Source organism: Nocardia jiangsuensis (assembly GCF_042650385.1).
Lineage (GTDB): Bacteria > Actinomycetota > Actinomycetes > Mycobacteriales > Mycobacteriaceae > Nocardia > Nocardia jiangsuensis.
The window spans coordinates 21,146-46,713 of record NZ_JBHSAX010000002.1; the positions used below are offsets into that span (position 1 = coordinate 21,146).

Annotated in this window: 30 protein-coding genes; 13 read left to right on the forward strand and 17 right to left on the reverse strand. The window is 69.5% G+C overall.

Translation table 11 applies throughout. From position 1 onward, the window contains the following. Nucleotides 1-17: 17 nt before the first annotated feature. The 3 genes from ACFO0B_RS00050 to ACFO0B_RS00060 are packed head-to-tail and all read left to right on the forward strand — an operon-like array spanning nt 18 to nt 1,244. Nucleotides 18-677, forward strand: a complete 660-nt coding sequence (locus tag ACFO0B_RS00050; protein WP_378610159.1) for a class I SAM-dependent methyltransferase — start codon at nt 18-20, stop codon at nt 675-677. 34 nt (nt 678-711) lie between these two features. Further along, entirely contained in the window at nt 712-951 is a 240-nt protein-coding gene (locus ACFO0B_RS00055; protein WP_378610160.1) for a type II toxin-antitoxin system Phd/YefM family antitoxin, read from the forward strand. Continuing rightward, the gene (locus tag ACFO0B_RS00060) at nt 948-1,244 is read left to right on the forward strand and encodes a DUF5615 family PIN-like protein (RefSeq protein WP_378610161.1); all 297 of its coding nucleotides are present in this window, start codon (nt 948-950) and stop codon (nt 1,242-1,244) included. The genes ACFO0B_RS00055 and ACFO0B_RS00060 overlap by 4 nt, the downstream gene beginning before the upstream one ends. Here ACFO0B_RS00060 and ACFO0B_RS00065 read toward each other — a convergent pair. The 4 genes from ACFO0B_RS00065 to ACFO0B_RS00080 form a co-directional block, all read right to left on the reverse strand. Further along, on the reverse strand, nt 1,205-2,374 hold the full coding sequence (locus ACFO0B_RS00065; protein WP_378610162.1) for an FAD-dependent monooxygenase: 1,170 nt from the start codon (nt 2,372-2,374) through the stop codon (nt 1,205-1,207). The genes ACFO0B_RS00060 and ACFO0B_RS00065 overlap by 40 nt on opposite strands. A 97-nt stretch (nt 2,375-2,471) precedes the next feature. Then, nucleotides 2,472-3,086, reverse strand: coding sequence for a hypothetical protein (locus tag ACFO0B_RS00070; RefSeq protein ID WP_378610163.1), 615 nt, complete (start codon nt 3,084-3,086; stop codon nt 2,472-2,474). A gap of 186 nt (nt 3,087-3,272) precedes the next feature. After that, a complete protein-coding gene (locus tag ACFO0B_RS00075) occupies nt 3,273-3,458 on the reverse strand; it encodes a hypothetical protein (RefSeq protein WP_378610164.1) in 186 nt (61 codons plus the stop codon). Nucleotides 3,459-3,462: 4 nt separating this feature from the next. Continuing rightward, nucleotides 3,463-3,639: a hypothetical protein gene (locus ACFO0B_RS00080; RefSeq protein WP_378610165.1), complete on the reverse strand. Its 177-nt coding sequence runs from the start codon at nt 3,637-3,639 to the stop codon at nt 3,463-3,465. A gap of 285 nt (nt 3,640-3,924) precedes the next feature. Between ACFO0B_RS00080 and ACFO0B_RS00085 the strand changes: the two genes are divergently transcribed. Both ACFO0B_RS00085 and ACFO0B_RS00090 read left to right on the forward strand, forming a co-directional pair. Next, nucleotides 3,925-4,812: a helix-turn-helix domain-containing protein gene (locus tag ACFO0B_RS00085; RefSeq protein WP_378610166.1), complete on the forward strand. Its 888-nt coding sequence runs from the start codon at nt 3,925-3,927 to the stop codon at nt 4,810-4,812. Then, on the forward strand, nt 4,809-5,015 hold the full coding sequence (locus ACFO0B_RS00090) for a DUF397 domain-containing protein (protein WP_378610167.1): 207 nt from the start codon (nt 4,809-4,811) through the stop codon (nt 5,013-5,015). Before ACFO0B_RS00085 ends, ACFO0B_RS00090 begins: the two co-directional genes overlap by 4 nt. 107 nt (nt 5,016-5,122) lie before the next feature. On the opposite strand, the gene ACFO0B_RS00095 is transcribed toward ACFO0B_RS00090, so the two are convergent. From ACFO0B_RS00095 to ACFO0B_RS00155, 13 genes are all read right to left on the reverse strand, one after another. Then, nucleotides 5,123-5,620: a hypothetical protein gene (locus ACFO0B_RS00095; RefSeq protein ID WP_378610168.1), complete on the reverse strand. Its 498-nt coding sequence runs from the start codon at nt 5,618-5,620 to the stop codon at nt 5,123-5,125. 68 nt (nt 5,621-5,688) lie between these two features. After that, nucleotides 5,689-6,186, reverse strand: a complete 498-nt coding sequence (locus tag ACFO0B_RS00100; protein WP_378610169.1) for a hypothetical protein — start codon at nt 6,184-6,186, stop codon at nt 5,689-5,691. After that, nucleotides 6,177-7,823, reverse strand: a complete 1,647-nt coding sequence (locus ACFO0B_RS00105) for a hypothetical protein (protein ID WP_378610170.1) — start codon at nt 7,821-7,823, stop codon at nt 6,177-6,179. The genes ACFO0B_RS00100 and ACFO0B_RS00105 overlap by 10 nt, the downstream gene beginning before the upstream one ends. Before the next feature lie 10 nt (nt 7,824-7,833). Next, a complete protein-coding gene (locus tag ACFO0B_RS00110) occupies nt 7,834-8,145 on the reverse strand; it encodes a WXG100 family type VII secretion target (protein WP_378610171.1) in 312 nt (103 codons plus the stop codon). 105 nt (nt 8,146-8,250) lie between these two features. After that, nucleotides 8,251-9,282 carry a prenyltransferase gene (locus ACFO0B_RS00115; RefSeq protein ID WP_378610172.1) on the reverse strand — a complete coding sequence of 344 codons (1,032 nt, stop codon included), beginning with the start codon at nt 9,280-9,282 and terminating at the stop codon, nt 8,251-8,253. Next, complete coding sequence (locus tag ACFO0B_RS00120) at nt 9,269-10,000, reverse strand: class I SAM-dependent methyltransferase (RefSeq protein WP_378610173.1); 732 nt, start codon at nt 9,998-10,000, stop codon at nt 9,269-9,271. The genes ACFO0B_RS00115 and ACFO0B_RS00120 overlap by 14 nt, the downstream gene beginning before the upstream one ends. Further along, complete coding sequence (locus ACFO0B_RS00125) at nt 9,987-11,252, reverse strand: glycosyltransferase family 4 protein (protein WP_378610174.1); 1,266 nt, start codon at nt 11,250-11,252, stop codon at nt 9,987-9,989. Before ACFO0B_RS00125 ends, ACFO0B_RS00120 begins: the two co-directional genes overlap by 14 nt. Beyond that, nucleotides 11,252-12,118, reverse strand: coding sequence for an LLM class F420-dependent oxidoreductase (locus ACFO0B_RS00130; RefSeq protein ID WP_378610175.1), 867 nt, complete (start codon nt 12,116-12,118; stop codon nt 11,252-11,254). The genes ACFO0B_RS00125 and ACFO0B_RS00130 overlap by 1 nt, the downstream gene beginning before the upstream one ends. Before the next feature lie 83 nt (nt 12,119-12,201). Then, nucleotides 12,202-13,671, reverse strand: a complete 1,470-nt coding sequence (locus ACFO0B_RS00135) for an FAD-dependent oxidoreductase (protein ID WP_378610176.1) — start codon at nt 13,669-13,671, stop codon at nt 12,202-12,204. Beyond that, complete coding sequence (locus tag ACFO0B_RS00140) at nt 13,668-14,027, reverse strand: carboxymuconolactone decarboxylase family protein (protein ID WP_378610177.1); 360 nt, start codon at nt 14,025-14,027, stop codon at nt 13,668-13,670. The genes ACFO0B_RS00135 and ACFO0B_RS00140 overlap by 4 nt, the downstream gene beginning before the upstream one ends. After that, nucleotides 14,024-14,908, reverse strand: coding sequence for an NAD(P)-dependent oxidoreductase (locus tag ACFO0B_RS00145; RefSeq protein WP_378610178.1), 885 nt, complete (start codon nt 14,906-14,908; stop codon nt 14,024-14,026). Before ACFO0B_RS00145 ends, ACFO0B_RS00140 begins: the two co-directional genes overlap by 4 nt. Further along, nucleotides 14,905-15,657, reverse strand: a complete 753-nt coding sequence (locus tag ACFO0B_RS00150; protein WP_378610179.1) for an SDR family oxidoreductase — start codon at nt 15,655-15,657, stop codon at nt 14,905-14,907. Before ACFO0B_RS00150 ends, ACFO0B_RS00145 begins: the two co-directional genes overlap by 4 nt. 32 nt (nt 15,658-15,689) lie before the next feature. Continuing rightward, nucleotides 15,690-17,156 carry an aldehyde dehydrogenase gene (locus ACFO0B_RS00155; protein ID WP_378610180.1) on the reverse strand — a complete coding sequence of 489 codons (1,467 nt, stop codon included), beginning with the start codon at nt 17,154-17,156 and terminating at the stop codon, nt 15,690-15,692. A gap of 280 nt (nt 17,157-17,436) precedes the next feature. Here ACFO0B_RS00155 and ACFO0B_RS00160 point away from each other — a divergent pair, with 280 nt between their 5' ends. From ACFO0B_RS00160 to ACFO0B_RS00195, 8 genes are read left to right on the forward strand one after another with little or no spacing between them, the layout of a single operon-like run. After that, nucleotides 17,437-18,648, forward strand: coding sequence for a cytochrome P450 (locus ACFO0B_RS00160; protein WP_378610181.1), 1,212 nt, complete (start codon nt 17,437-17,439; stop codon nt 18,646-18,648). Then, complete coding sequence (locus ACFO0B_RS00165; protein ID WP_378610182.1) at nt 18,648-19,442, forward strand: SDR family oxidoreductase; 795 nt, start codon at nt 18,648-18,650, stop codon at nt 19,440-19,442. The genes ACFO0B_RS00160 and ACFO0B_RS00165 overlap by 1 nt, the downstream gene beginning before the upstream one ends. Next, nucleotides 19,442-19,642 (forward strand): ferredoxin, encoded by a 201-nt coding sequence (locus tag ACFO0B_RS00170; protein ID WP_378610183.1) that lies wholly within the window; start codon nt 19,442-19,444, stop codon nt 19,640-19,642. The genes ACFO0B_RS00165 and ACFO0B_RS00170 overlap by 1 nt, the downstream gene beginning before the upstream one ends. Beyond that, nucleotides 19,639-20,190, forward strand: a complete 552-nt coding sequence (locus tag ACFO0B_RS00175; protein WP_378610184.1) for a nuclear transport factor 2 family protein — start codon at nt 19,639-19,641, stop codon at nt 20,188-20,190. The genes ACFO0B_RS00170 and ACFO0B_RS00175 overlap by 4 nt, the downstream gene beginning before the upstream one ends. Nucleotides 20,191-20,194: 4 nt before the next feature. Then, nucleotides 20,195-21,442, forward strand: coding sequence for a hypothetical protein (locus tag ACFO0B_RS00180; protein ID WP_378610185.1), 1,248 nt, complete (start codon nt 20,195-20,197; stop codon nt 21,440-21,442). A gap of 31 nt (nt 21,443-21,473) precedes the next feature. After that, nucleotides 21,474-23,189: an acyl-CoA synthetase gene (locus ACFO0B_RS00185; RefSeq protein ID WP_378610186.1), complete on the forward strand. Its 1,716-nt coding sequence runs from the start codon at nt 21,474-21,476 to the stop codon at nt 23,187-23,189. Continuing rightward, nucleotides 23,186-24,271, forward strand: a complete 1,086-nt coding sequence (locus ACFO0B_RS00190) for an NAD(P)H-dependent amine dehydrogenase family protein (RefSeq protein WP_378610187.1) — start codon at nt 23,186-23,188, stop codon at nt 24,269-24,271. The genes ACFO0B_RS00185 and ACFO0B_RS00190 overlap by 4 nt, the downstream gene beginning before the upstream one ends. Nucleotides 24,272-24,297: 26 nt before the next feature. Further along, on the forward strand, nt 24,298-25,524 hold the full coding sequence (locus ACFO0B_RS00195) for a cytochrome P450 (protein WP_378610188.1): 1,227 nt from the start codon (nt 24,298-24,300) through the stop codon (nt 25,522-25,524). Nucleotides 25,525-25,568 lie beyond the last annotated feature (44 nt).

Consider the following 25,568-nt stretch of genomic DNA (forward strand, 5'->3'; position numbering starts at 1 on the left):
TGGAGAGACAGGTCACAATGGCACCGGTCAACACCCTGGGAGTAGCGACGACCGAGGAGTTGTTCGCCTTCGCGGAGAAGGTCCCCGGCTTTCTTCCCGAACACGAGGGGCTGGCGCTCTTCGAGGCCGCGAAACAATTCGCCGCGGGCGCCGTAATGGTGGAGATCGGAACCTATTGCGGAAAATCCGCAATTCTGCTCGGTGCCGCCGCGCGGGAAATCGACGCGGTGCTCTACACCATCGATCACCACCAGGGTTCGGAAGAGCACCAGCCCGGCTGGGAATACCACGACACCTCCCTGGTCGACTCCGAGACCGGCCGTTTCGACACGCTGCCGACATTCCGCCGTGCCGTGGTCAAGGCCGGGCTCACCGACCGCGTGCTCGCGATCGTCGGCGATTCGCCCACCGTCGCCGCCACCTGGCGCACCCCCATCGCCTTCCTCTTCGTCGACGGCGGGCACTCCAGCGAGGCAGCACACCGCGACTACGAGGGCTGGGCGCCGTGGGTCGCCGAGGGCGGGGTCATGGCGATCCACGACGTCTTCCCGGATCCGGCCGACGGTGGGCGCCCGCCCTACGAGATCTACTGCCGGGCGCTGGAGAGCGGGGAGTTCCGCGAGGTCGGGCACACCGGTTCGCTGCGGATCCTGCAGCGGGTGGCGCCGGTCGGCTGAGGTGGTACGTCCCTACGTCGACACGGGTGGGCCGATGGCGACCATCAGCGCTCGTGAGTTCAACCGCGATGTCAGCGCGGCGAAGCGCGCCGCGGAACATGGTCCCGTCGTGATCACCGATCGCGGCGAGGATGCCTTCGTCCTCCTGTCCATGGCCGAGTACCGTCGGCTCCGCGCCGACGGCCAGGACCTCGTATCCAGGCTCAGCCTGGACGGCGATATCGCGTTCGAACCTGCGCCGTTGTCGATCGAACTGCAGGTCCCCGACCTGTGACCTTCCTCCTGGACACCAATGTCATCAGCGAATTGCGCAAGTCCGCCGGCGCGGCCGGCCCTCGGTCGGTGCATGGGTTTCCGCTCGGCGCCCGTCGAGCCGGTACTCGACCGGAGCGCGACGCCTTCATCGCGGCCACCGCGTCCGAGCACGGCATGCCGGTGGTGACCCGCGATGACCGGGACTTCGCCCTGATGGGGGTCCGTGATCGATCCCTGGCAGCCGGAATAGCCGACACAGCGGGATCGCTCGGCTATCCAGTGCGTGGCGCGTACTGCTCATCGACGGCGTAGTCGGGCAGTTCGACGCCGTTGATCGCGCGGTCGATGAGCTCGAAATCGAAGTCCGGTTCCGGCGGGGGAGGGACGTCTTTGCTGCGGGCGTGCAACCGGCCCATCTCCTGATTGGCCTCGACGAACGGCCGCATCCGCGCTTCGTAGGCCGCGAACCCGGCTTCCGGGTTCCAGCCCGCCGCGGCCAGCTCGCCAGCCAGCAGGTAGGCGCCGACCAGGGCGAGTCCGGTGCCCTGCCCGGAGAGCGGGGACGAGCTGAAGGCCGCGTCCCCGAGCAGCGCGACCCGGCCGTTCGACCAGCGCTCCATCTTCACCTGGGCGACCTGGTCCAGGTAGAAGTCCTGCGCGTCATCGAGATGCGCGAGGATCCGCTGCGTCTCCCAGCCGAACCCGGACATCCGCTCCCGCAGCAGCCGCTTCTGCGCCTCGATGTCGCGATGGTCGACTTCGAGACCGGGCGCGGCGAAGGCGAAGATCGCCATGGCCTGGGTGGCGTCCCGGATAGGGCGCAGGCCGGCGGAACGGCCCGGCTCCTGGTGGTCGAGCAGCCAGCGGTCCAGCCCGAACTCGTTGGGCACGCTGTAGAAGGCGAGCATGTGCCCGAGGTGGCGGACGAACCGCTCGTGCGGGCCGAAGACCAGTGCGCGCAGCGACGAGTGCAGCCCGTCCGCGCCGATCACCAGCTCGAAACGCCGCCGTTCGCCGCTGGCGAAGATCACGTCGACCCCGTCGGCGTCCTGGGTGAGCTCGGCGATCCGGTCATCGAAGCGGTACTCGACGTCGGCGCGGGTGGCGTCGTAGAGCACCTGCGACAGGTCGCCGCGCAGGATCTCGATCTCCGCGATGTGCCCGTCCCCGCCGTCGTCCTCCGCGCTGAACGTCTCCAGCACGTTCCCGTCCGCGTCCACGATGTGCCCGCCCGCGGTAGCGGTGCGGGCCGCGCGCACCGCCGCGTCCAGCCCCATCCGCCGGATGACCTCCTTCGTCACCCCGCGCGCATCCACCGCCTGCCCGCCCGGCCGCAGCTCGGGGGCCCGCTCCACCACGGTGACCTCGGCGCCCCACCGGTGCAGCCAGAGTGCCAGCGCCGGCCCCGCGATACTCGCTCCCGCAATCAAAACCCTGGTCATCCCGTACCTCCTGCGCTTCGGTTGGTCCGAGGTATCGACGGTCCGCAGCTGCCGAACTCATCGGCGGCCGGGGTACTGTTCCGGCACCAAGGGCCGATCACGACCATTCTTCCCCGACGAGCGCCGGATCATCGTCGCCGAACCGCTCCAACGCTGCCGCGACCTCCCCGGTCAGCGGATCGTCGGCACCACGAACGATCAGCAGATCCTCGTACAGCGCATCCAGGACCTCACAGGCTTCCGAGCGATCCCCCATGTGCGCGAGCAGCCGCCCCAGGGCGAGTCGCAGCTCCAGCGCCGTCTCGCTGCCGTCACCCTGTACGGCGCACACATCGTCGAGCACCGCGCGCAGCCCGGTGAGTGCCTCGGTGAGTTCGCCGAGTTCGATCCGACAGTCCGCGGCGAACTTGCGACATTGAACGGTCAGCTCGTCGGCGAAACCCCGCACCCGGGCGAAGGCCGACACGAGTGCGTCGAATTCCGCCCTCGTCTTGCGGAATTCGCCACCGAGGAAACGCGCCGGCGCGACGTCGAGCCGGAGTTCGAGTACCCGCGGACTGTCCGCGCCGAAGGCGCGGGTCGCCGGTTCGAGGACGCTGCTGAGGGCGTCGGCCGCCTGCAGCGGGCGTTTGTCGGCGAGCAACGCGCGGTACTCCTGCGTCTGCTGCCGCAGCCGTTCCTCGAGGACGTCGCCGTTGATCGGCGAGTGCACCCCGAAACCGAATGGTCAGTGGTACTTCCTCGAGGTGGAGTGGGGCATTGGGGCGCCGGAAGACCACGGTCGGGTCGGGCACGTCCGGCAGCTGCCCCCGGTCCGCCGCCGCGACGGAACCGGGCGGTGGCAGCAGTGGAAGCAGCCGTTCGTAGACCTCTGCCGCGGGTATGACCACCCACCCCATCACGGCTCCCACAGGCTCGCGCACGGAATCATGGGCAGTTCGTCGGTCACGTCGTCGTCCACGGTGATCTCGGCGTCCGGCGCCCACTCGTGCAGCATGCTCTCCAGCTGTCCGACCGCGGTGTCACTGATCCGGAAGTCGAAGATCACCCCGACCGCGTACTCGATGCGGATATGCCTGTCCACGGGTCTACTCCCACTCATACCCGGCGGCCGGCTCCGAGAGGAAGGCCAGCGCGGCGATCTCCGGCAGGCAGTGCTGTCCCGGCGGGTGCCGGTGGAACGACAGGATCAGCGTCGCGGAGTGCCGGTTCAGTTGGTCGGGATCGAATCCGCAATCCAGCCATCGCTCGTCTACTGAAACCATGCCGCCCCTGCCCCTGCGTAGTCCGTTCGGAGGGACCGACCGGTGAGTCGAGAGTGGGAAAGCTGTTGAAATCACCGGTGATCCGGCGTCAGTAGATACCGGATACGCTCACCGGCACGGGTAGAATGGGAGGTCCAAGGGACTTCGCCCAAAGTCCCTGAAGGTCGCCCATCGGTCCGGTATCCGCATCCCAGCTACCGGCGAGATACCGGCCCGAGAGCTTCCTCCCGCGCTGTCCATCCATCAGTTCGTGCGCCACCCAAAAATCCGGGGAGATGCCACCCAATGCCAAGCCCGAAGAAGCCCCTCACCACGATCCCGCGCCGCCAGCTCGGCAGGCACCTCCGCGACATGCGGTTGGAGGCGGGAATGTCGATTGCCAACGCCGCCAGGCTGATCGAGCGCGGCACCGGCACCTTGCAGCGCCTGGAGAAGGGCGAGGCCGGGCGCATCCGGATGCTGGACATCCAGGCGCTGTGCCAGGTGTACGAGACGACGGACAGGCTGGACGGGCTCTTGGAGCTGGCGAAGGTCGCGGCGTCCAATGATGGGGAGGGGATGTGGTGGCACGAGTACAGCGGTGGTGCGATTCGCGCCGACTTCGAGCTGTACGTCAGTCTGGAAGCTGCCGCGTCGAAGTTGACCATCTTCCGGCCTGACCTGATCAGCGGACTCTTCCAAACTCGTAGCTATGCGAGAGCTTTGGAGAGCGCGTTCCACAGCAACGCAGCCGGAGAAGAATTGCTCGACAAGTTGTACACCGTCCGTGTGAACAGGCAGAGGATCATCACCAGGAAGCGGAACCCGGTTGAAGTCCGGCTTCTGCTGTCGGAGGCAGCTCTCCGATACTTGGTAGGTAATCCGCGGACCATGGCCGAGCAGCTACTGCACATCATCGATCTGCCCGTCAACGTGAACGTGCAGCTCCTTCCGTTCACCAGTGGATACCCCCTCGGTGTGGCTCCCGGACCGTTCACTCTCCTGGACTTCGATGCTTCGACGGGAGAGAAGGCGACGGCCTACATCGAGGGCTACCGTGGAAACATGTACTACGACAAGCCGGAGGTGATCGAGCAGTACCGTGAGACGTTCAGTCGCCTCACCGCCTCCGCGTTGTCCCCAGCCGACAGCAAGCAAGCGCTGCGGCGCATAGCGAGGGAGTACCAGCAGTGACCGTAGACCTGTCCAATGCCGAGTGGTTCAAGTCGTCTTTCAGCTCCGGGGGCAACGACTGCGTGGAGGTCGCGCATCTGGACGGGGGACTGGTCGGCATGCGCGACTCCAAGAACCCGACCGGGCCCGCCCTGGTCTTCACCCCCGGTGAGTGGGCCGCCTTCACCGCGGGTGTCCGGGGTGGGGAGTTCGACCTCGCCTGAACGCCCGGATCGGTCGAACGCCCCGGCTCTCGCAAGGGCTGGGGCGTTTTCGTTCATAGCCGGCCAACGCCGTACGGAAATCCGCCAGGCCTGGCGGAAATGCGACGTCATCCCTCGCCGCACGCGAATTTCATCTCCAGGACTACCTTTTCGCCCCGGACCACCTCGTCGCGTTGACTATCCGACAGCCCGTCGACGCCTCGCAGTGCTCGTCCATCGCCGATCTGATGGACGCCCACGAAACAACCATCTCGGTAGGCCCCGTGCACGAGAAAAATCGTGCCGTACGAGGCGTTCACCTTATCCATCGGCGTGAATACCGCACCTGGTGATGTGATTCCGTCCTGTGGCCTTTCGGCAACGGGTCCGATGAAGGTCTTGGTGACCACCAGGCGATCGATGTTCGCGCTATCGAGAGATACTTCCTCGAAGCCCTCCACCTCGGTGGACGTGGCATGTCGCATTTCCGCCGGAGGATCGACTTCGGCGCGGATTTTCCCCCATGCGACTACGCCGACGAGGATCACCGGCGAGATTCCTATCGCCACCAGAAGGGGGATCAGCAGGCGCTTCGAAGCCTTCGGTGCTCGGCGAGCTATCGGCATGTGTATGTTCCGTCTATTATCTCGGAAGCTCTCGCGTACGAAGCGTCATTAATAGCGACATGCTGTACTCAGCCTCTCCCGCACGCGAACTTCATCTGAAGAACCATCTTTTCACCTTTCGAAACTTCGCTGCGCTGGATGTCCGATAACCCTTCGATCCCGCGCAGTACCCGCCCGTCGTAGATGCGATAAACGCTGACGAAGCAATCGTCCGGGTAGTTGCCCTGGAGGATCCAGGATTCGCCGAACGGGTTGCTCGGCCCGCTCTTCTCTGTGAATCCCGCTCCCGGCGATGTGATGTGGTCGCGGGGCCGTTCCACGACCGGACCGAGGAATACTCTAGTCACCTGCAAGCCTCCGAGGTCGGCCTTGCTCAGGGATACCTCCTCGAAGCCGGATACTTCGGTGGCGGTCGCATGCCGCATCTCGGCGGGTGGGTCCACCCTGATGCGAATCTGGTTCCAGGCGATGAGTCCGCCCACGATCAGGGGGGAGAGGCCGACCAGGACAAGGAATCCGATCAGTCCGTACCTCAGCAATCTCCGTGCGCTGGTTGCTATCGACATGTGTAGGCCCCGTCTATTATCTCAGAAGCTTTCGCATATGAGCTGTCATTCATGGTGAGGTACTGCTTCACCTGTGGGCCGAGATCACCCTGTTGAAAGTAAGATTCCATACTCAGCTCAGAATTATACCCAGCGGCCATGAAATCGTTGCTACTATATTTCTCTTGAATCTCTCCCGGCGCTCGCAGACCGTACTGCTCCTGGATTCGCTTCAGTGTGTAGGTGGCCGACATGATGGCGAATGAATCATCGTACTGAACGCGCTCCCATGGAATGCTGCCGAACTCGTCCGGGTACTTCTCCTGAAGTTGCTGGTATGTCTTCTCTTTGATATTGGTCAAGCCGAGAGACATACCCATGTCGGCGGGACTGGTGGCCTCGCGGATCGGATTGAGGATCTCTCTGATCGCATCCCAGTATCCGCTCCCGATCTGCTCGAGCTGGGTATCTGCCCGGTTCCCGCCCTCATTGAAGACGACGGCGAGTACCTGCTTGGGGTCTACTCCGGCTTCGTTGCCGTAGCGGACCGCATCATCGATCCATCCGCGCACGATGTCGTTGGCCCCGTGGTGGTCACGCAGACCGTCGGGGTTGAGTTCGCACTTGGGCGCGGGAGATTTCCAGCTGGCTCGGTTGACGAGTTCGTCGACGGGGGAGGACATGATCTCCTCCAGTCTCGCCTTCAGTTGCGGAAGGCCTACGGCGCCGGTGAACTCGGCGGCGGCGAGCAGGCTGTAGAGCGTATGGCCCATGATCGTGGTCGCGAGCGCCGCGGCCCCGTCCACCAGGGCTGCGCCCTCCGGCGCTTCAGCGAAGGAGATGGTGACCGCGGTATTCGAGGCCGCCGCGGTGACGGTGCTGTCCGGGAAGGCTCCGGCCGCATTCGCCACGAGCCGCGATCGCAGGTCCGCGAGCGCGGCGGCATGCGCCGCGGTGGCCGCGGCGAACCCCGCGCTGACTTCGGTGACGGCGGTGGGCGCCGCGGCGAGAATGCCGAGCATGTCGAGGATGTCTGCCTTCTCCGGCGCCTCGGCTGTGTCGAAGGAGGCGGCTATCGCCTGGATGCGGGCGGGGCCTGCGCGCCATGTGTCATGGTCGCCGAAGCTGCGCCACGCGGTGCTCGCCGCGTCGAGTGCGTCGGTGTCCCCGGTCGGTACCTGCGCATTGCCGTGCCGGAGGGCGGCGGCGAACGTATCCCGGAAGATGTCCGAATTGGACCGCAGGCCGCGGTCGGAGGTGGTGTACGGCGCGGGCATGGGGTCGGGAATGTCGATGTTCCTGTCATCCCAGGTCTGGCCGATTCGGGGTGGCGGTGACACCGGCCCGCCGCCCTTGTTCGCGGCCGGGTTCGCGTCGTGTTCGGCCTTCGCCCAGGTGTAGCCGGCGAGTTCGAGCATGTCGCCCATGGTCTGAACCGCGTTGCCGTAGGCGACGAGCACGCCCTCCAGATCGGCGGCGACCGCGGAGTATCTGCTCACCCACGGAGCGGCGGCCGGGTAGTTTCCGGCCATTCCCGCGCTGGTCGCGAGCCCCGGGTTCAGGGAGTTGCGGACCGAGTCGAGCACACCCGCGTACTCGTTGCGAATCGCTTGCGCGGCAGCGTAGTAGACAGCGGGGTCGACGGTGATCGGCGACAATGTCGAGCCCCTACCGGCCGCGGAACAGCCGGGTATTGACGGCGCCGGCTTCGGTATAGGAATCGTGCGCGGTGCGGGCCGCTGTGCTCATCTCGCGGACGCCATCGACGAACTGGCGGGCACCGGCCGACCACTGCCGCTGTGCCGTCCCGTAGGCCTCGGCGGCGGCGCCCTCCCAAGCTGTACTGCCCAGTAGCGTCGACACCTTCGCGTCGATCTGGTCGATGTGATCGGCGAGAAATCCGGCGAGCCCGGCCAGCCGCGAGACGACCTGCTCGACCTCGTCGAGGTCCACGGAGAACGGCGTGTTTTCGGCGGTCACCGCTGGCCGCCCGGAATTGAACGCTGTGATGCCATCGTGCCCCCTTGCCCCGCACCCGTGCTCGAAACAATCTACCCGCTGGGCATTGGCGGGGCGGCGCTCGCGCTATCTGGAGGTGACGGGGACTGCGTCGGGCAGCAGGTCGCGGAAGATGCCGTTGGCGGGGGTCGCCCGGGAGAGCGCATCGGCAGCGAGTACCACCGCGGCGCCGGTCCAGGTGGTGCGCTCTTCGGGCCAGCGCTTACCGTCCGCGAAGACCAGCCCGGTCCAGTAGGACCCGTCCTGCTCCCGCAGGTGCTGCATGGCGGCGAACAGGGAACCGGCGCGCGAGTGCTCACCCATGGCATCCAGCGCGAGGACGAGTTCGCAGGTCTCGGCCCCGGTGACCCACGGCCGGTCGGAGACGCAGCGGATGCCGATATTGCCGACCACGAACCGCGACCACGAGGCGTCGATCCGCGCGTGCGCGGCCGGGCCGCGCAGGGCACCACCGAGGATCGGGTAGTACCAGTCCATGGAGTAGCGGTCCTTGGGCGTGCAGGCGCCGGGATCGTCGCGCAAAGCCGCGCCGAGCCGATGCCTGGCCGAGGCCCAGAGAGGCTGCGGATCACCGAGCCGCTCGGCGAGCGCGAGCCCGCAGCCCAGGCTCTGGTACATGCTGGAGTTGCCGGTGACCAGCGCTTCGTCCGTGCCGAGGGTCCACGGGATCACCCCGCGCGGCAGTTGCAGCGCGACCACGAAATCGAGCCCGGCGCGCACGCTCGGCCACAGCTCGCGGGCGAAGTCGAGATCGCCGCTGCGCAGCAGGTGGTGCCAGACGCCGACCGCCAGGTAGGCGCAGAAGTTGACGTCGATATCCGCGGATTCGACGACGCCGGAGCGGAACTGCCGCGGCCAGGAGCCGTCGGCGTTCTGCGTCGACGCCGACCAGCGGTAGGCGGCCACCGCCTCGTCGTAGAGCCCGGCCACGGACAGCGCCATGGCCGACTCCACGTGGTCCCACGGGTCGGTGTGCCCGCCGGTGAACCACGGGATGGCGCCCGTCGACTCCTGCACGGTCGCGATCGACTCCGCGGTCTTCAGGCACTGCCGCCTGCTGAACACCCCCGCGACGGAGGGAAGTTCAGAGGGCGGCACGCTGCACCGCCGGCTTGACGAAGTACAGGGCAACGCTCTTGCCGATCAGCGGGTCGAGCAGCCGCTCCGCGGTCCGGGTCACCCGTGGCGCCTTCATCATGTCCCAGACCAGCAGCTTGTGATACGCCTTCGCCAACGGGTGGTTGTCGTTGCGCACCCCGACCGCGCACTTGATCCACCAGTACGGCGCGTGCAGCGCGTGCACGTGGGTGTCGCGGACGAACCGCATCCCCAGCTTGGCGACCTTCTCCCGCAGCTCGCTGGCCTTGTAGATCCGGACGTGCCCGCCCTCGTTGGCGTGGTACTCGTCCGACAGCGCCCAGCAGATCCGCTCCGGCAGCCAGCGCGGCACCGTCACCACGAGCTGCCCGCCGGGACGAAGCACGCGGACCAGCTCGGCGATGGCGGCCTCGTCGGCGGGGACGTGCTCCAGGATCTCCGAGGCGATCACCACGTCGAAGGTGTCGTCGCCGTAGGGCAGCGCGAGCGCGTCGCCCTGCACGGTCTTGGCCGAGGCGCCGGGGGGCGCCTCGCCGGCGGCGGCCATGGCGCCGAACATGGTCTCGACATTGTCGAGTTCGGGGGCGTCCTGGTCGAAGGCGATCACCTCGGCACCGCGGCGGTAGGCCTCGAAGGAGTGCCTGCCTGCGCCGCAGCCCACGTCGATGACCCGCACCCCCGGTCCGACACCGATCCGGTCGAAATCAACGGTCAGCACGCGCGCCCTCCTCCTGCTCCGAACCGGCGTGCCGCTCGATCGCGCGCCGGTACACCTCCACGGTCTGGGCCGCCACCGACTCCCAGCTGAACACGGTGACCGCGCGCTCCCGGCAGGCCAGCTGCATGCGGGCCCGGCGGGCGGGGTCGTCGAGCAGCCCGCCGATCACGGTGGCCAGCGCGGCGTCGTCGCCGGGGGTGGTGAGCTCGGCGCAGACGCCGGGCTCGCCGACCACCTCGGGGAGCGCACCCGCCCGGCTCACCACCAGCGGGGTCCCGCTGGCCATGGCCTCGACGGCGGGCAGCGAGAACCCCTCGTACAGCGACGGGATGGCCGCGACCTCGGCGGAGGCGAGCAGCTCGGCCAGCTCCAGGTCGGCGACGCCGGAGTGCACGGTGACGATGTCGGTGAGGCCGAGCTCGGCGATCAGCTTCTCGGTAGGGCCGTTCGGCTCCAGCTTGGCCACCAGGTGCAGCTCGATCGAGCGCAGCGAGCGCATCCGGGCGCAGGCGCGCAGCAGGTGCGCGACGCCCTTGAGCGGCTTGTCCGCGCTCGCCACGGCGACGATCCGGCCCGGCACCCGCGGCGCGGGTCGCGGGGCGAAGAGCTCGGTGTCGACGCCGAGCGGCACCACGTGCAGCTGCGCCGGGTCGACGCCGAAGTCGGTGGCGATATCGGTGGCCGAGGTGGAGGAGACGGTGACCAGCTCCGGGAGCCGCCGCGCCACCCGCTGCTGCATGCCGAGGAAGCCGTACCAGCGGTGCACCAGCGGCTTGCGCCACCACTTCGCGGCGGCCAGGTCGACCGCGCGGTCCCTGGTGATCGGGTGGTGCACGGTGGCGACCACCGGCAGGTGCTTCGCGATGTCGAGCAGCCCGGTGCCGAGGCACTGGTTGTCGTGCACCACGTCGAAGTCGGCGAGCCGCTCGCGCAGCAGCCGGGCCGCGCGCAGGCTGAAGGTGCGCGGCTCGGGGAAGCCCGCGGTCCACATGGTGGCGACCTCGAGTACGTCGAGCCGGTCCCTGATCTCGCGCGGGTGCGGGGTCCGGAAGGGATTCTCGTCGCAGTAGAGGTCGAGGCTCGGTACCTCGGTCAGCCGGACCCTCGGGTCGAGCTCCTCCGGGTACGGCTGCCCGGAGAAGACCTCGACCTCGTGGCCCAGCTCGACCAGCCCGGAGCTGAGCAGCCGGACGTAGACGCCCTGCCCGCCGCAGTGCGTCTTGCTGCGGTAGGAGAGCAGGGCGACCCGCATCAGCGCCCCGCTTCGACGGCTGCGGGCAGTGCGGCGAGCTTGCCCGCCAGCCGTTCCAGGTAGGCCCTGACCTCGGGCTCCGGTTTGTCCGGCAGGCCGTAGAGCACGTCGGTGACGCCTGCCGCGGCCCAGTCGGTGAGCCGGTCGGCGTCCGGCTTGAAGTCCAGCGCGACCACCCGCGGCTTGCCCGCCCGGCCCGCCTCGTCCCAGATCCGGTGCAGCAGCGCCAGCCGGTCGGTCACGTCGGTCTCGCCGGGGGTGGTGATCCAGCCGTCCGCCGACTTCGCGATCCAGCCGAAGGTCTTCTCGGTGCCCGCCGCGCCGATCAGCACCGGCACTTCGCCGGTCGGCTTGGGGTAGGCCCAGCTGGGGCCGAAGCTGACGTAGTCGCCCTGGTAGGACGCCTCCTCCTGGGTCCACAGCGCGCGCATGGCCTCCAGGTACTCGCGCAGCACCGTGCGCCGCTTGCCCGGCGGGACGCCGTGGTCGCTCAGCTCGTCGGTGTTCCAGCCGAAGCCGGCGCCGAGCACCACCCGGCCACCGGAGAGGTGGTCCAGCGTGGCGATGGTCTTGGCCAGGGTGATCGGGTCGTGCTCCACCGGCAGCGCGACCGCGGTGGCCAGCTCGATCCGTGAGGTCACCGCGGCGGCGGTGCCGAGCGCGACCCACGGGTCGAGGGTGCGCATGTAGCGGTCGTCCGGCAGCGACGCGTCGCCGGTCTGCGGATGGGCGGCCTCGCGCTTCACCGGGATGTGGGTGTGCTCGGGCACGTAGAAGGAGTGGAAGCCGGTCTCCTCGGCGGCCTTGGCCGCCGCCGCGGGGGTGATACCGCGGTCACTGGTGAACAGCACGATGCCGAAACGCATTGCCTGCCTCGTCTTTCGCTCAGGTGATCAGGCGGCTTGATCTTGCACGGTAGTGCGCCGCCGGGAATCCCGCCGATCGCGGGTCAGTTCTTCGCCGCGGCGAGTCCGGCCCTCCGGCCGTAGAAGCTACCGTCTCCGAGTGATGCTCCGCTGACATAACCGCCGGTACAGATGCCGGAAGTGCAGCGTCCGGCGGCGTAGAGGCCAGCGATCGGCTCCCCGGAAACATGCAGCACCCTGGCATCGAGATCGGTGCGCAGCCCGCCGAGGGTGAACCCGGCGGTGAAGTTGCGCATGTCGAAGGCGGCCACCGCGCCGGTGAGCGGCCGCAGCCACTGCTCCTTCTTGCCGAACAGCGGGTCGGTGCCTTCGGCGGCGTAGTGGTTGTAGACCTCGACCGTGCTCTGCAGCGCCCGCTCCGGGAGCCCCATGTCGATCTCCAGCTCGGCCACCGTCTCCGCGGCCCAGGTGGGCGGCACCCGGAAGAACGGCGTCGAGGTCTCGGTGGCCAGCGCCTCCTCGTGCGCCCGCTCGTCGATCACCAGGTACGCCTGGTTCTCCTGGTGGAACAGCGTCATCTGCCCGATCCGGCCCGGGTAGGTGTCCTCCGGGACGTAGCGCTGGCCGCGGCCGTTGACCATGATGCCGCGCGCCATGAGCTGCGGGTCGCCGAAGAAGGCGACCTCGGTGGCGTTCAGGTGCGAGGTGGCGGCGCCGAGCGCGGCGGCCAGCTTGATGCCGATGCCGTCGTGCTCCTCGATGGCGGCGCCGGGGCGGCCGATGAGCTGCGGCGCGTAGTCGGAGATCATCTGCTCGGCGTAGGCGAAGCTGCCCGTGGCCAGCACCACCCCGCGCTCGGCGCGCACGGCGATCTCCTTGCCGTAGCGCTTGGCCAGCACCCCGACCACCCGCTCGCCGTCGGTGATCAGCCGGGCCAGCCGGATGTCGTACTCGACCCGGACGCCGAGCGACTCGGCGGTCTCGGCGAGCGGCTTCATCAGCATGTAGCCGCCGCCCTTGGAGCCGGTGCGCTTGTTCGACATCTGCGGCACGTGCCCGCGCGGGGCCGGGGTGGCGATGGCGTTGAACGGCGCCGCGTTCTCGCCGCCGGAGTAGCCGAGCCCCTCGTCGTGCGGCGGCTCCCAGCCCGGCTCACCCCAGAACGCCTCCTTGAACGGGACGCCGTTGCCGACCAGCCAGTTGTAGTGCTCGACGCTGCCCCGGCTGTAGTCGCCGATCTTCGCCCTGTCCGCGCCGGGCCCGACCGCCGCGAGCAGGAACTTCTCCATGTTCTCCGGCGAATCCTCGAAGCCGAGCGCCTGCTGCAGCGGGGTGCCGCCGCCCAGGTACACCCAGCCGCCCGCCAGTGAGGCGGCTCCGCCCCACCCGCTGGTGCGCTCCAGGATGAGTACGTTCGCGCCCGCCCGCGCCGCCTCGATGGCGGCGCAGACCCCGGCGATGCCGTACCCGGCGATCACCACGTCCGCGGTCTCGTCCCACTCGGTGATCGACTCGGCCGCGACCGGCCGCAGCGAGGTTTCCTGATCGCTCACTTCTTCTTCTCCTGCTGGGCGATGACCTTGCCGACCACGGAATCCAGCTTGGTGCCGAGCGGCCAGCCCGCGTAGTGACACAGGAACAGCGCCGCGTCGCGCAGCTGCTCCGGGGTGAACTCGCCGTTGCCGAGCGCCGCGCCGATCTGGATCTCGGCGACGTCGAAGAGGTTCTGCGCGGTGAGCAGCCCGATCAGCAGCAGCCTGCGATCCCGGATGCTCAGCGCCTCGCGGGACCAGATGTCGGCGAAGAGGTGGTCGGCGGTGGCGGCGAAGTGATCGCCGGGGCCGTCCTTGAATTCCCAGCCATAGACCTCGCTCATCTTGGCGAGGCCCTTCTCCCTGCGTTCGCTCATGAACGGTCCTCCTCCGCTTTCTCGGCGAGCGGGCCGCGCCCGACGCCGAGCCCGATACCGAAGTCCCGCAGCGCCTGCTGCGCCAGCGGCAGCGAGACACCGAGCCGCTCGCCCAGGTCGAGCGCCAGGCTCAGATCCTTCTCGCCGAGCCCGCGCACGTGGGTGAGGATCGGCAGCCAGAAGTCGCCCTCCGGGATCGGCGCGGTGGTGTCGCGCAGCATGATCGAGCCCGCGCCGCCGGTCACGGCGTCCGAGTGCCGCACCACCTTGCCGAGCGCGGTGATGTCCAGCCCGGCCGCCTCGGCCAGCCGCTGCCCCTCGGTGGCGGCGGTGAAGGCGACGAAGTGCAGCAGGTTGCGGGCCAGCTTCATCCTGGTCCCCGCGCCCACCGGCCCCGCGTGCACCACGAGGTCGGAGAAGAGCCCGAACGGCTCCTCGACCGCCGCGAAGGCGGCGTCGCTGCCGCCGACCATGACCGCGAGCCGCCCGTCCTTGGCCCCGCCCGCGCCGCCGCTCACCGGGGCGTCGACCAGGTCGACCCCCTGTGCGGCACACTGCCCGGCCAGTTCCTCGGCGGTCCGGTCGGCGATCGTGGAGTGCACCGCGATCACGGTGCCGGGGGCGGCCCTGCGCAGCACCCCGTTCTCGCCCGCGACCACCTCGCGCACCTGGGCATCGTCGAGCACGGTGATCGAGACGACCCGCGCCCCGGCCGCGGCCTCGGCAGGCGTGGCCGCCGCGACCGCGCCCTTCGCCGTGAACGGCTCGACCGCCTCGGCGCGCACGTCGCACACCGTGAGCCCGCCGGGCCAGGCGAGCAGCCGCTTCGCCATGGGCGCGCCCATGTTGCCGAGCCCGATGAAGGCGACCCGCTCGCTCATGACCGGAAGATCTGTCCGCCGTCGACGTTGACGATCTGGCCGGTCACCCAGTTCGCGTCGTCGGAGAGCAGGAACAGGCAGGCGCCGACGAGATCCTCGGGGGTGCCCATCCGCTTGAGCGGCAGCCGATTCACCATGTCCCTGACCATGTTGCCCGGGGTGACGTTCTTGGTGGCCTCGGTGTCGATCGGGCCGGGCGCGATGGCGTTGATCCTGATGTTCGAGCCGCCCAGCTCGGTGGCGAGCTGCTGGGTCAGGCCGTTCACCCCGACCTTGGCCAGGCCGTAGAAGCCGGAGTAGAGCCAGGCCGCGGTGGAGGACTGGTTGACGATCGAGCCGCCGCCCCCCTTGGCCATGTGCTCCCAGACCGCGCGGGTGACGTTCAGCGCGCCGTCCATGTTCACGCTCATGAACTTCTTGTAGTAGTCCCACGGCACGGTGAGCAGCAGGTCCAGCTTCATGTCGCCGTAGATGGCGGCATTGTTCACCAGGTGGTCGATGGCGCCGAACCGCTCCAGCGTGAAGGCGGCGAGCGCGGCGGCGGAATCCGGGTCGGCCACGTCGACCTCGCCGAAGACGGCGGTGCCGCCGTCGGCGACGATCTTCTCCGCGACGGCCTTCCCGGCCTCGGCATTGCGGTCGGCGACGACCACCTTGGCGCCCTCGGCGGCCAGCGCCTGCGCGTACGCGGCGCCGATGCCCTGTGCGGCGCCGGTGACGATGGCGGATCGTCCTGCGAAACGGGACACGTTCTGCTCCATTCGTTTTCGGGAAAAGGGGCTCAGAGCCCGGTCGCGACGAGCTTGGCTTCCAGGTACTCCTCGAACCCGAGCACGCCCATCTCGCGGCCGATGCCGGACTGCTTGTAGCCGCCGAACGGCACGTCGCCCGAGTACCAGACGCCGCCGTTCACCGAGAGCGTGCCGCTGCGCACGGCGTCGGTGACCCGGCGGATGCGCCCGGGGTCGGAGCCCCAGATCTGCCCGGAGAGGCCGTAGGGGGAGTCGTTGGCGATGGCGACGGCGTCGTCGTCGCCGTCGTGCGGGATGACGACGAGCACCGGGCCGAAGATCTCCTCGCGGGCGACGGTGTGGCTGTTGTCCACGTCGGCGATCAGCGTCGGCTCGAGGAACCAGCCGCGCTCCTGGTACTCCGGGCGCTTGCCGCCGACCACGATCCGGCCGCCCTCGGCCTTCGCGATCTCCAGGTAGCGCTCCACCCGGGCGCGCTGCCGCTCGGAGATGAGCGGCCCGCAGACGGTGCGCGGGTCTGTCGGATCGCCCGCCCTGATCCCGCCGAGCGTGCCTGCGGCGATCTCCACCGCCTCGGCGTACTTGGCCCGCGGCACCACCAGCCTGGTGTAGAGCGCGCAGCCCTGACCGGCGTGGATGGCCACCGCGAAGGCGGTCATGCCGACGGCGCCGCCCAGGTCGGCGTCGTCCAGGACGATGCTGGCGGACTTGCCGCCGAGCTCGAGGAAGGTCTTCTTCAGCGTGCCCGCGGCGGCGGTCATGACCGACTTGCCGGTCGCGGTGGAGCCGGTGAAGGTCACCATGTCGACCCGCGGGTCAGTGGTGAGCTGGGTGCCGAGGCCGTGGTCGGACGAGGTCACGATATTGACGACGCCCGGCGGGATATCGGTCTGCTCGGCGATGATCCGGCCCACCTCGGCGGCGCACCACGGGGTGTCCGGCGCCGGCTTGAGCACCACCGTGTTGCCCGCGGCGAGCGCGGGGCCGAGCTTGGCGAAGTTGATCTGGTGCGGGAAGTTCCACGGCGTGATCGCGCCGACCACCCCGATCGCCTCGCGGCGCACCGTGCGGTGGCTGCGCATCCCCATCGGGGCGGCCTCGCCGTGGTCGGTCTCCCAGGTGTAGTTCGCGGCCAGCTCGGCCGCGAAGGTCAGGTCGTCGATCGGCGCCTCCAGCTGCGGGCCGCTGGTCAGCATGACCGGTGCGCCCGCCTCCGCGACGGTGACGGCGCGCAGCCGCTCCACGTCGGCCTTCAGCGCATCCCGCAGCTGGCCGACGCAGCGGGCCCGGAAGGCGTGATCGCGCGACCAGGAGGTCGAGTCGAAGGCGGTGCGGGCGGCCTGGATCGCCGCGTCCATGTCGGCGCCGTTCGCGTCGGCGGCGGCGCCGAGCACCTCCTCGGTCGCCGGGTTGACGGTGTCGAACTCGCCACCGCCGCCGCTGACGAGCTTCCCGTCGATCAACAACCGTGAGCTGTCCGTTGGCAGCAGGCTCATCGCGATCTCTCCCAAGTGTCTGGACATGTGTTCGGAATATATTCCGATCAGCCTTGATGGCGCAAGAACACGTTCTTGTTCACCTGGTCGTGGCGATTCTGCCGCGCCGCCGCCCCGAGTGTCGCATTCTCGGAGGTGTGCTCGGCCGTCCGCGCAGATTCCATTGTCCTCCACAGGTGTCAGTGGTACCGTCCAGACACATGTCCAGCTGTCTGTCTGTCCGGCACGCGGTGCGGCCGCGCGGCGCAGAGAACTCGTTATCGAAATCGGGGTGCTCGCGATGACCGGTTCCACCGCCTCCCTGGAACCCTTGGCGTTCGATCCGTACGACTACGGCTTCCACGAGGACCCGTACCCGACCTACCGGCGGCTGCGCGCCGAGGCGCCGCTCTACCACAACCCGGAGATCGGGTTCTGGGCGCTGAGCCGGTACGCCGACGTCACCGCCGGGTTCCGGGACAGCGCCAAGCTCTCCAGCGCCAACGGCGTCTCGCTCGACCCCGCCGCCTGGGGCCCGCACGCGCACCGGACCATGTCCTTCCTGGCGATGGACGACCCGCGGCACATGCGCATGCGCAGGCTGGTCTACAAGGGCTTCACCCCCAAGCGGGTGGCCGAGATGGAGGACCGGATCCGGGAGCTCACCCTCGAGTACCTGGAGCCCGCGCTGGCGGGCGGCCGCTTCGACTGGATCGACGAGGTCGCCGGCAAGCTGCCGATGGACGTGATCAGCGAGCTGATGGGCGTCCCGGCGAGCGACCGGGCGGAGATCCGCAGACAGGCCGACCTGGTCGTGCACCGCGCGGACGGCGTCCTCGACGTCCCGCCGGAGGCCATCGACGCCTCGCTCGGCCTGGTCGGCTACTACGCCGACATGGTGGCCGCCCGCAGGAAGAACCCCACCGACGACCTGACCTCGGCGCTGCTGGACGCCGAGATCGACGGCGACGTGCTGACCGACGACGAGATCATCGGCTTCATGTTCCTCATGGTGGTCGCGGGTAACGAGACCACCACCAAGCTGCTCGGCAACGCGCTCTACTGGGGCGGCCACAACCCGGCCGAGTACGCGAAGGTCGCAGGCGACCAGGAGCACGTCAGCGACTGGGTCGAGGAGACGCTGCGCTACGACACCTCCAGCCAGATCGTGGCCCGCACCGCCACCGCCGACCTGGATTACCACGGCGGCACGATCCCGCAGGGCTCCAAGGTGCTGCTGCTGATCGGCTCGGCGAACCGGGATTCCGAGGCGTTCGACGACGCCGACAGCTATCGGATCGACCGCACCGACTCCACCGCGCTCGCCAGCTTCGGCGCGGGCGTGCACTTCTGCCTCGGCGCGCACCTGGCGCGGCTGGAGGCCAATGTCGCGCTGGCCGAATTCGCCCAGCGGGTGCGTGAATACCACGTTCACGAGGACGGGATCGAGCGCGTGCACTCGACCAACGTCCGCGGTTTCGCCAAGCTCCCGATCTCGGTGGAGGTGCACTGATGCCCCGTTTCGAACCCCATCCCGAGCGCAGGCCGGTGCTGGTCGCAGGCGCCTCGTCCGGCATCGGCGCGGCCACCGCGGTGCGGCTGGCCGGGCTCGGGCACCCGGTGGCGCTCGGCGCCCGCCGGGTGGCGCAGTGCCGGGAGCTGGCCGAGAAGATCAGGGCCGACGGCGGCACCGCCACCGCGATCCGCCTCGACGTCACCGAGCAGGACTCGGTGGAGGAATTCGTCGCCACCGCGGAGCGCGAGCACGGCCCGGCCGAGATCCTGGTCTCCGGCGCGGGCGATATCGAGTTCGGCCGGATCCAGGACATGGCGCCGGACCGGTTCCTGGCCCAGGTGCAGGTGCACCTGGTCGGCGCGCACCGGCTGGTGCACACGGTGCTGCCCGGCATGCTGGAGCGGCAGCGCGGCGACCTGGTGCTGATCTCCTCGGACTGCGCCGAGATCCCGCGCCCGCACAACGGCGCCTACAACGCCGCCAAGACCGGGCTGGAGGCCTTCGGGCACCAATTGCGGATGGAGCTGGAGGGCACCGGGATCCGCGCTTCGCTGGTGCGTCCGGGCCCGACCGTCACCGGCATGGGCATGAACGCCTCGCCCGAGTCGGTCGGACCGCTGCTGGAGAGCTGGATGGCCTGGGGCTTCGCCAGGCACCCGTACATGCTCAAGCCGGAGCACCTGGCCGACGCCGTCGCGACCGTGGTCTCGGTGCCGCGCGGCGCGCACATGGTGCTGGTCGAGGTGCAGCCCGAGGCCCCGCTGAAGCCCCGCGCCGAGGGCGGCGCGTAATGCGCGTCGAGGTCGACCTGGATCTGTGCCAGGGCCACGCCGTCTGCGCGGCGGAGGCGCCCGAGGTGTTCACCGTGCCCAAGCGGGGCCAGGTGCAGATCCTCGACGCCGAACCAGGCCCCGAACACCGCGAGGACGTGCGCAATGCCGTCCGCTACTGCCCCACCCAGGCCCTTTTTGTGAAAGGCGAAGAGCTATGACCGGATTCGATCGCGCCGAGCTGGACGAGATGATCGCCCGCTGGATCGCGGAGAACGAGCGCGCCGAGGAGAAGGGCGACTGGCGCCCGCTGGCCGAGCTCTACACCGTCGACGCCACCTACGGCTGGAACTACGGCCCCAAGCAGGAGTTCATGGCGGTCGGCCGGGAGGAGATCCGCGAACTGGCGCTCGGCCAGGAGATGGAGGGGCTGGAGGGGTGGACCTACCCCTACCAGGACTTCGTGGTCGACGAGCGCTCCGGCAACGTGATCGGGCTGTGGAAGCAGGTGGCCGACGCCACCCGCCCGGATGGGAGCAAGTACACCGTGGACGGGATCGGCGGCAGCTGGTTCAAGTACGGCGGCGACTTCCAGTGGTCCTGGCAGCGCGACTTCTTCGACTTCGGCAATGTCTCCGCGCTGTTCCTCGACATGATCACCGCGAACGCCCTCTCGCCGGGGATGCTGAAGCGGATCGAGCGCTCCACCGCCAAGGAGCCGCTGCCCGGCTGGTACAAGATCGGCACGTCGCCGGTTCCGATCTGGTAATCCGATGACTCAGCCCGGCAGCGGATTCCAGGATTTCACCCGCGCGCAGCTCGCGGCGCTCGTGCCCGAGCTGCTGCTCTGCGGCCAGCTCATCGACCGCTCCGGCATGGCGCACGTGATCGGCGCCTTCGGCCGCGAGGGAATGGCCGAGGTGGCGATCGAGGAGTGGCAGCTCGCCAGCCCGATCTACACCAGGCGCATGCAGCGCGCGCTGCGCTACACCGGCGACGACGTGGTCACCATCTTCAAGGGGCTGCAGCTCGACATCGGCGCGCCGCCGCAGTTCATGGACTTCCGGTTCGAGGTCACCGACCGCGACCACGGCGAGTTCTGGCTGGACCACTGCGGCGCGCTGATCGACGTCGAGCCGATGGGGGACAAGTACGTCGTCTCCATGTGCCACGACATCGAGGACCCCACCTTCGACGCCACCGCGCTCGCCACCAACCCGCACGCCCAGGTGCGGCCGATCCACCGCCCGCCGCGCAAGCCTGCGGACCGGAAACCCATGTGCGCGTGGACCGTCATCATCGATCCGGCGCACGAGCCGCCCCCGGTGCCGCGCAATGCGGCGCTGGTGGCGGAGACCGTGGCCGCCGGGCTGGAGCTGGCTCCGATCGACCCGGCCGACGAGGGCGCGGCGGACTACTCGGGCCCGCTGCTCAGCGACGTCCGGTTCCCGGACTTCTCCCGCTCCGCGCTGGTCCGGATCGCCGACGAGGTCTGCCTGCAGCAGCACCTGCTCACGCTCGGCTTCCTGGTGGCGATCAACGAGCGCACCGACCTGGCGGCGGCCTCCGAGATCGCCCGCAAGACGCTGGCCGGGGTCGCGGGCGTCGCCTCCGAGCGGCTGCGCGCCGCGCTCGGCGCCGGCCACGACCACGCCGGGCTGGCCACGGTACTGCGCGCGCACCCGGTGCTGAACCCGTTGTCCTACACCGGGATCGAGATCCGGCCGCGAGAGGGCGGGCTCGCCCTGTGGTTCCCGGCCGACTCCGGCGCGCAGACCGACGGCGCCTGGCCCGCCATGCTCGACCCCGAGCACCTCGGCCCGCTGGACGCGCTGGTCCGCGGGGTGAACCCGCGCTTCAGCTGCCGCGCCGAGAGCGCGGCGGACGGCTGGACCGTCGAGGTCGAGCTGACCGACAAGCCGCACAAAGAGGCGCCCGAGGTGGCGGTGACCCGGTTCAGCACCGGCGCCGACTGGACCTTCACCGACCGGGGGATCCCCCTCCCGCTCACCGTGGTGTGAGCTCCGGAAACCAGTACGAGACGGAAGCGACATGGCCAACAACTTCGCCGACCTCTTCGAACACGCCGTCGACGCGATGCCGGAGCGCACCGCGCTGATCCTGGGCGACCGCAGGCTCCGCTTCCGCGACCTGGACACCAGGGCGAACCAGCTGGCGCACTACCTGGCAACGCTCGGGGTCGGCACCGGCACCCACGTCGGCTTCCAGATGCACAACAGCATCGAGACCATGGAGACGCTGATCGCCTGCTTCAAGCTCTCCGCGGTCCCGATCAACGTCAACTTCCGGTACGGCCCGTCCGAGCTGACCTACCTCTACGACAACGCCGACCTGGAGGTACTGCTCTACCACGCCTGTTACGGCGAGCAGGTGCGCGCGGCGCGCGCGGCGGTGCCCGGTCTGCGGCACGTGATCTGCGTGGACGACGATGTGGCGAGCTGGGAGTTCGGCATCGACGCGCTGCGCTACGAGACGGTCATGAAGGCGGGCGCACCCTGGCGGCCGTTCGCCGACCGCAGTGGTGACGACCTGTTCATGATGTACACCGGCGGCACCACCGGCCTGCCCAAAGGCGTCATGTGGCGCCAGGAGGACATGTGGCGGGTGCTCGGCGGCGGCATCGACTTCTACACCAACGAGTACGTCACCGACGAGTACCAGCAGTCCCGCACCGGCGCGGCGGGCGGCCAGGCGATCTACTACATCCTGCCGCCGCTCATCCACGCCGCCGCCATGATGCCGACCTTCCTGGCGCTGTGGTGCGGGCACGCGGTGATCTTCGAGCGCCGCTTCGACCCGGAGCGGGTCTGGCGGCAGGTCGCCCGCGAGCAGCCGAATGTCATCGTGATCACCGGTGACGCCATGGCGCGGCCGCTGATCGACGCCTACCGGCAGCACCCGGTCGACGTCTCCTCGGTGATCGCCATCGCCTCCGGCGCGGCGCTGCTCTCCCAGTCCACCAAGAACGCGCTGCTCGAGCTCTTCCCCGGCGCGGTCATCTCGGACTCCATCGGCTCCTCCGAGACCGGCTTCGGCGGCATCGGCTTCGCGCAGCGGGACGACGACCCGGCGCGCGGGCCGCGGGTGAACACCGGGCGCGGCGCGGTGATCGTCGACGACGACGGAGCCCCGGTGCCGCCGGGCGCCGAGGGGTGGCTGGCCAAGACCGGACAGGTGCCGCTCGGCTACTACAAGGACCCGGTGAAGTCGGAGCGGCTGTTCAAGACCGTCGACGGCGAGCGCATCGTGATCACCGACGACCGGGCGCGGCGCGAGGAGGACGGCTCGATCACGCTGATCGGCCGCGGCAACATGGTGATCAACACCGGCGGCGAGAAGGTCTTCGCCGAAGAGGTGGAGAGCGTGGTCAAGGCGCATCCCGCGGTCTTCGACGCCACCGTGGTCGCGGTGCCGCACGAGCGCTGGGGGAACACGGTCGCCGCGGTGGTCGCGCTCGCCGACGGCGCCGAGCTGGACTTCACCGAGTTCTGCGCGCACACCAGGCAGCACCTGGCCGGGTACAAGATCCCGCGCTCGCTGTGGATCGCGGAGCGCGTGCTGCGGGCGCCGAGCGGTAAGCCGGACTACGGCTGGGCCCGTGACCACGTCGCCGAGCGCGAGCCGGACCACCGGGTGCCCGAATCGGGCACGGCGAACGCGCCCGACCCCGGCGGCGCCGCGCTCGCCGAGGTCGGCGCCGCGGCACTCGAGGAGAACCGCACCGCGGACGGCGGGCCCCGCCCGTGATCCGGGTGATCCAGTGGGCGACCGGCGGCGTCGGCCGGGCCGCGATCGAGACCATCCTCGACCACCCCGACCTGGAACTCGCAGGCGCCTGGGTGCACAGCGCGGAGAAGGCAGGCACCGACCTCGGCACCCTGGTCGGCCGCGGCCCGATCGGCGTCACCGCGACCACCGACGCCGATGCGCTGCTCGCCACCGCCGCCGACTGCGTGCTCTACAGCCCGCTCCTGGCCGACGGCACGACGCTGCGCGCCATCCTCGCCGCGGGCAAGAACGTGGTCACCCCGCTCGGCTGGTTCTACCCCGATGCCGAGCAGCGCGAACGCTACGACGCGCTCTGCAGAGCGCACGGCGTCACCCTGCACGGCACCGGCATCCACCCCGGCGGCATCACCGAGAAGATCCCGCTCGCGCTCACCGCGCTCTCCGGCTCGGTGACGTCGGTGCGCGCGGAGGAGTTCTCCGACATCCGCACCTACGCCGCCCCGGACGTGGTCCGGTACTGGATGAAGTTCGGCGGCACCCCCGAGGAGGCGACCTCGTCCGGCACCGCCGACGCGCTCGGCTCCGGCTACCGCCAGTCGGTGTGGATGATCGCCGCCGCGCTCGGCTTCGACCTCGACGCCGAGCTGCGGGTCACGCACGAGGCCGCGGTCGCGACCGCGCCCATCGACTCCCCGATCGGGGTGATCGAGCCCGGCCAGGTCGCCGCGCAACGCCTGCGCTGGCAGGGCACCGTCGACGGCGAGCCGGTGATCACCGCCGCCGTGAACTGGTTCATGGGCGAGGCCGCGCTGGACCCGCCGTGGCGATTCGGCGCCGCAGGCGAGCGCTACGAGATCGAGATCGCGGGCGACCCCGGCTCGTTCACCACGATCTCCGGCATGCACTCGCACGGCGCCGGTGCCCCGGTCGAACGGCACCCCGGCATCGTCGCGACTGCCGCGCACTGCGTGAACAGCATCCCGTACGTCGTCGCCGCCGACCCCGGCGTGCGCACGTACCTCGACCTGCCGCTCACGGCGGGCCGCGCCGCCCCGCACCTGCATCACGCCCACCGGAGCGACCGATCCCCGGTCCGGTGAGCGTTCCGTATCCCCAGGAGGTAGAGATGTCCGCACCCTCGTTGCCCACCGGCTTCGACTTCACCGATCCCGCGCTGTGGGAGAGCCGCCGCCCGGTCGAGGAGTTCGCGATGCTGCGGCGCACCGCGCCGGTGTGGTGGAACCCGCAGGCCGACGAGAACTCGGGCGGCTTCTTCGACGGCGGCTACTGGGTGGTCAGCAAACTGGCCGACATCAAGGAGATCTCGCGCCACCCCGAGCTGTACTCCTCGCAGCGCAAGGGCTCGATCATCCGGCTCCCCGGCGACATCACCATCGACCAGATGGAGCTGACCAGCGCGCTGCTGGTGAACATGGACCCGCCCAAGCACTCCAAGATCCGCCGGATCATCGCCAAGGGCTTCACTCCGCGCGCGGTGCAGAGCCTGCGCGCGGCGCTGGCCGAGCGCGCCGACCGGATCGTGCACGCCGCCAAGAAGAGCGGCGGCGGCGACTTCGTCGAGCAGGTCGCGGTGGAGCTGCCGCTGCAGGCCATCGCCGAGCTGCTCGGCGTGCCGCAGGAGGACCGGAGGAAGGTCTTCGACTGGTCCAACGCCATGCTCAACTACGACGACCCGGAGTACGGCGACCCGACCGTCGCCTCCGCCGAGATCCTCGGCTACGCCTGGAACATGGCCGAGCAGCGCAGGACCAGCCCGGCGAACGACATCGTCTCCGAGCTGATCCAGGCCGATATCGACGGCGAGGGGCTGGCCTCGGACGAGTTCGGCTTCTTCGTCATCCTGCTCGCCGTCGCGGGCAACGAGACCACCCGCAATGCCATCACGCACGGCATGAAGGCCTTCGTCGATCACCCGGAGCAGTGGGAGCGGTACAAGGCCGAGCGGCCGAAAACCGCGCCGGACGAGATCGTCCGCTGGGCCACCCCGGTCACCGTCTTCCAGCGCACCGCGACCCAGGATCTGGAGCTCGGCGGCCAGCAGATCAAGGAGGGCGAACGGATCGGGCTCTTCTACGGCTCGGCCAACTTCGACGAGGACGGCTTCACCGAGCCCTTCGCCTTCGACATCGGCCGCGACCCCAACCCGCACGTCGGGTTCGGCGGCACCGGAACGCACTACTGCGTCGGCGCGAATCTGGCCCGGCTGGAGATCGATCTGATGTTCAATGCGATCGCGGACGTCATGCCGCACGTGCGCGAGGTGAGCGAGCCGGTGCGGCTGCGCAACGGCTGGATCAACGGCATCAAGAGCTGGCAGGTCGCCTTCGAGTGAACTCCCACCGGAACGAGGTGGGGCCCGCCGCGCGTCACGCGCGC

Bases quoted from the DNA above. Each gene is read 5' to 3' on its own strand.
- ACFO0B_RS00165 (WP_378610182.1), top strand. From the start codon at position 18,648: ATGCCCCGTTTCGAACCCCATCCCGAGCGCAGGCCGGTGCTGGTCGCA.
- ACFO0B_RS00065 (WP_378610162.1), bottom strand. From the start codon at position 2,374: ATGACCAGGGTTTTGATTGCGGGAGCGAGTATCGCGGGGCCGGCGCTG.
- ACFO0B_RS00145 (WP_378610178.1), bottom strand. From the start codon at position 14,908: ATGAGCGAGCGGGTCGCCTTCATCGGGCTCGGCAACATGGGCGCGCCC.
- ACFO0B_RS00160 (WP_378610181.1), top strand. From the start codon at position 17,437: ATGACCGGTTCCACCGCCTCCCTGGAACCCTTGGCGTTCGATCCGTAC.
- ACFO0B_RS00195 (WP_378610188.1), top strand. From the start codon at position 24,298: ATGTCCGCACCCTCGTTGCCCACCGGCTTCGACTTCACCGATCCCGCG.
- ACFO0B_RS00085 (WP_378610166.1), top strand. From the start codon at position 3,925: ATGCCAAGCCCGAAGAAGCCCCTCACCACGATCCCGCGCCGCCAGCTC.
- ACFO0B_RS00185 (WP_378610186.1), top strand. From the start codon at position 21,474: ATGGCCAACAACTTCGCCGACCTCTTCGAACACGCCGTCGACGCGATG.
- ACFO0B_RS00100 (WP_378610169.1), bottom strand. From the start codon at position 6,186: ATGTCGATAGCAACCAGCGCACGGAGATTGCTGAGGTACGGACTGATC.
- ACFO0B_RS00175 (WP_378610184.1), top strand. From the start codon at position 19,639: ATGACCGGATTCGATCGCGCCGAGCTGGACGAGATGATCGCCCGCTGG.
- ACFO0B_RS00170 (WP_378610183.1), top strand. From the start codon at position 19,442: ATGCGCGTCGAGGTCGACCTGGATCTGTGCCAGGGCCACGCCGTCTGC.
- ACFO0B_RS00130 (WP_378610175.1), bottom strand. From the start codon at position 12,118: ATGCGTTTCGGCATCGTGCTGTTCACCAGTGACCGCGGTATCACCCCC.
- ACFO0B_RS00140 (WP_378610177.1), bottom strand. From the start codon at position 14,027: ATGAGCGAACGCAGGGAGAAGGGCCTCGCCAAGATGAGCGAGGTCTAT.
- ACFO0B_RS00155 (WP_378610180.1), bottom strand. From the start codon at position 17,156: ATGAGCCTGCTGCCAACGGACAGCTCACGGTTGTTGATCGACGGGAAG.
- ACFO0B_RS00055 (WP_378610160.1), top strand. From the start codon at position 712: ATGGCGACCATCAGCGCTCGTGAGTTCAACCGCGATGTCAGCGCGGCG.
- ACFO0B_RS00125 (WP_378610174.1), bottom strand. From the start codon at position 11,252: ATGCGGGTCGCCCTGCTCTCCTACCGCAGCAAGACGCACTGCGGCGGG.
- ACFO0B_RS00180 (WP_378610185.1), top strand. From the start codon at position 20,195: ATGACTCAGCCCGGCAGCGGATTCCAGGATTTCACCCGCGCGCAGCTC.
- ACFO0B_RS00095 (WP_378610168.1), bottom strand. From the start codon at position 5,620: ATGCCGATAGCTCGCCGAGCACCGAAGGCTTCGAAGCGCCTGCTGATC.
- ACFO0B_RS00050 (WP_378610159.1), top strand. From the start codon at position 18: ATGGCACCGGTCAACACCCTGGGAGTAGCGACGACCGAGGAGTTGTTC.
- ACFO0B_RS00080 (WP_378610165.1), bottom strand. From the start codon at position 3,639: ATGGTTTCAGTAGACGAGCGATGGCTGGATTGCGGATTCGATCCCGAC.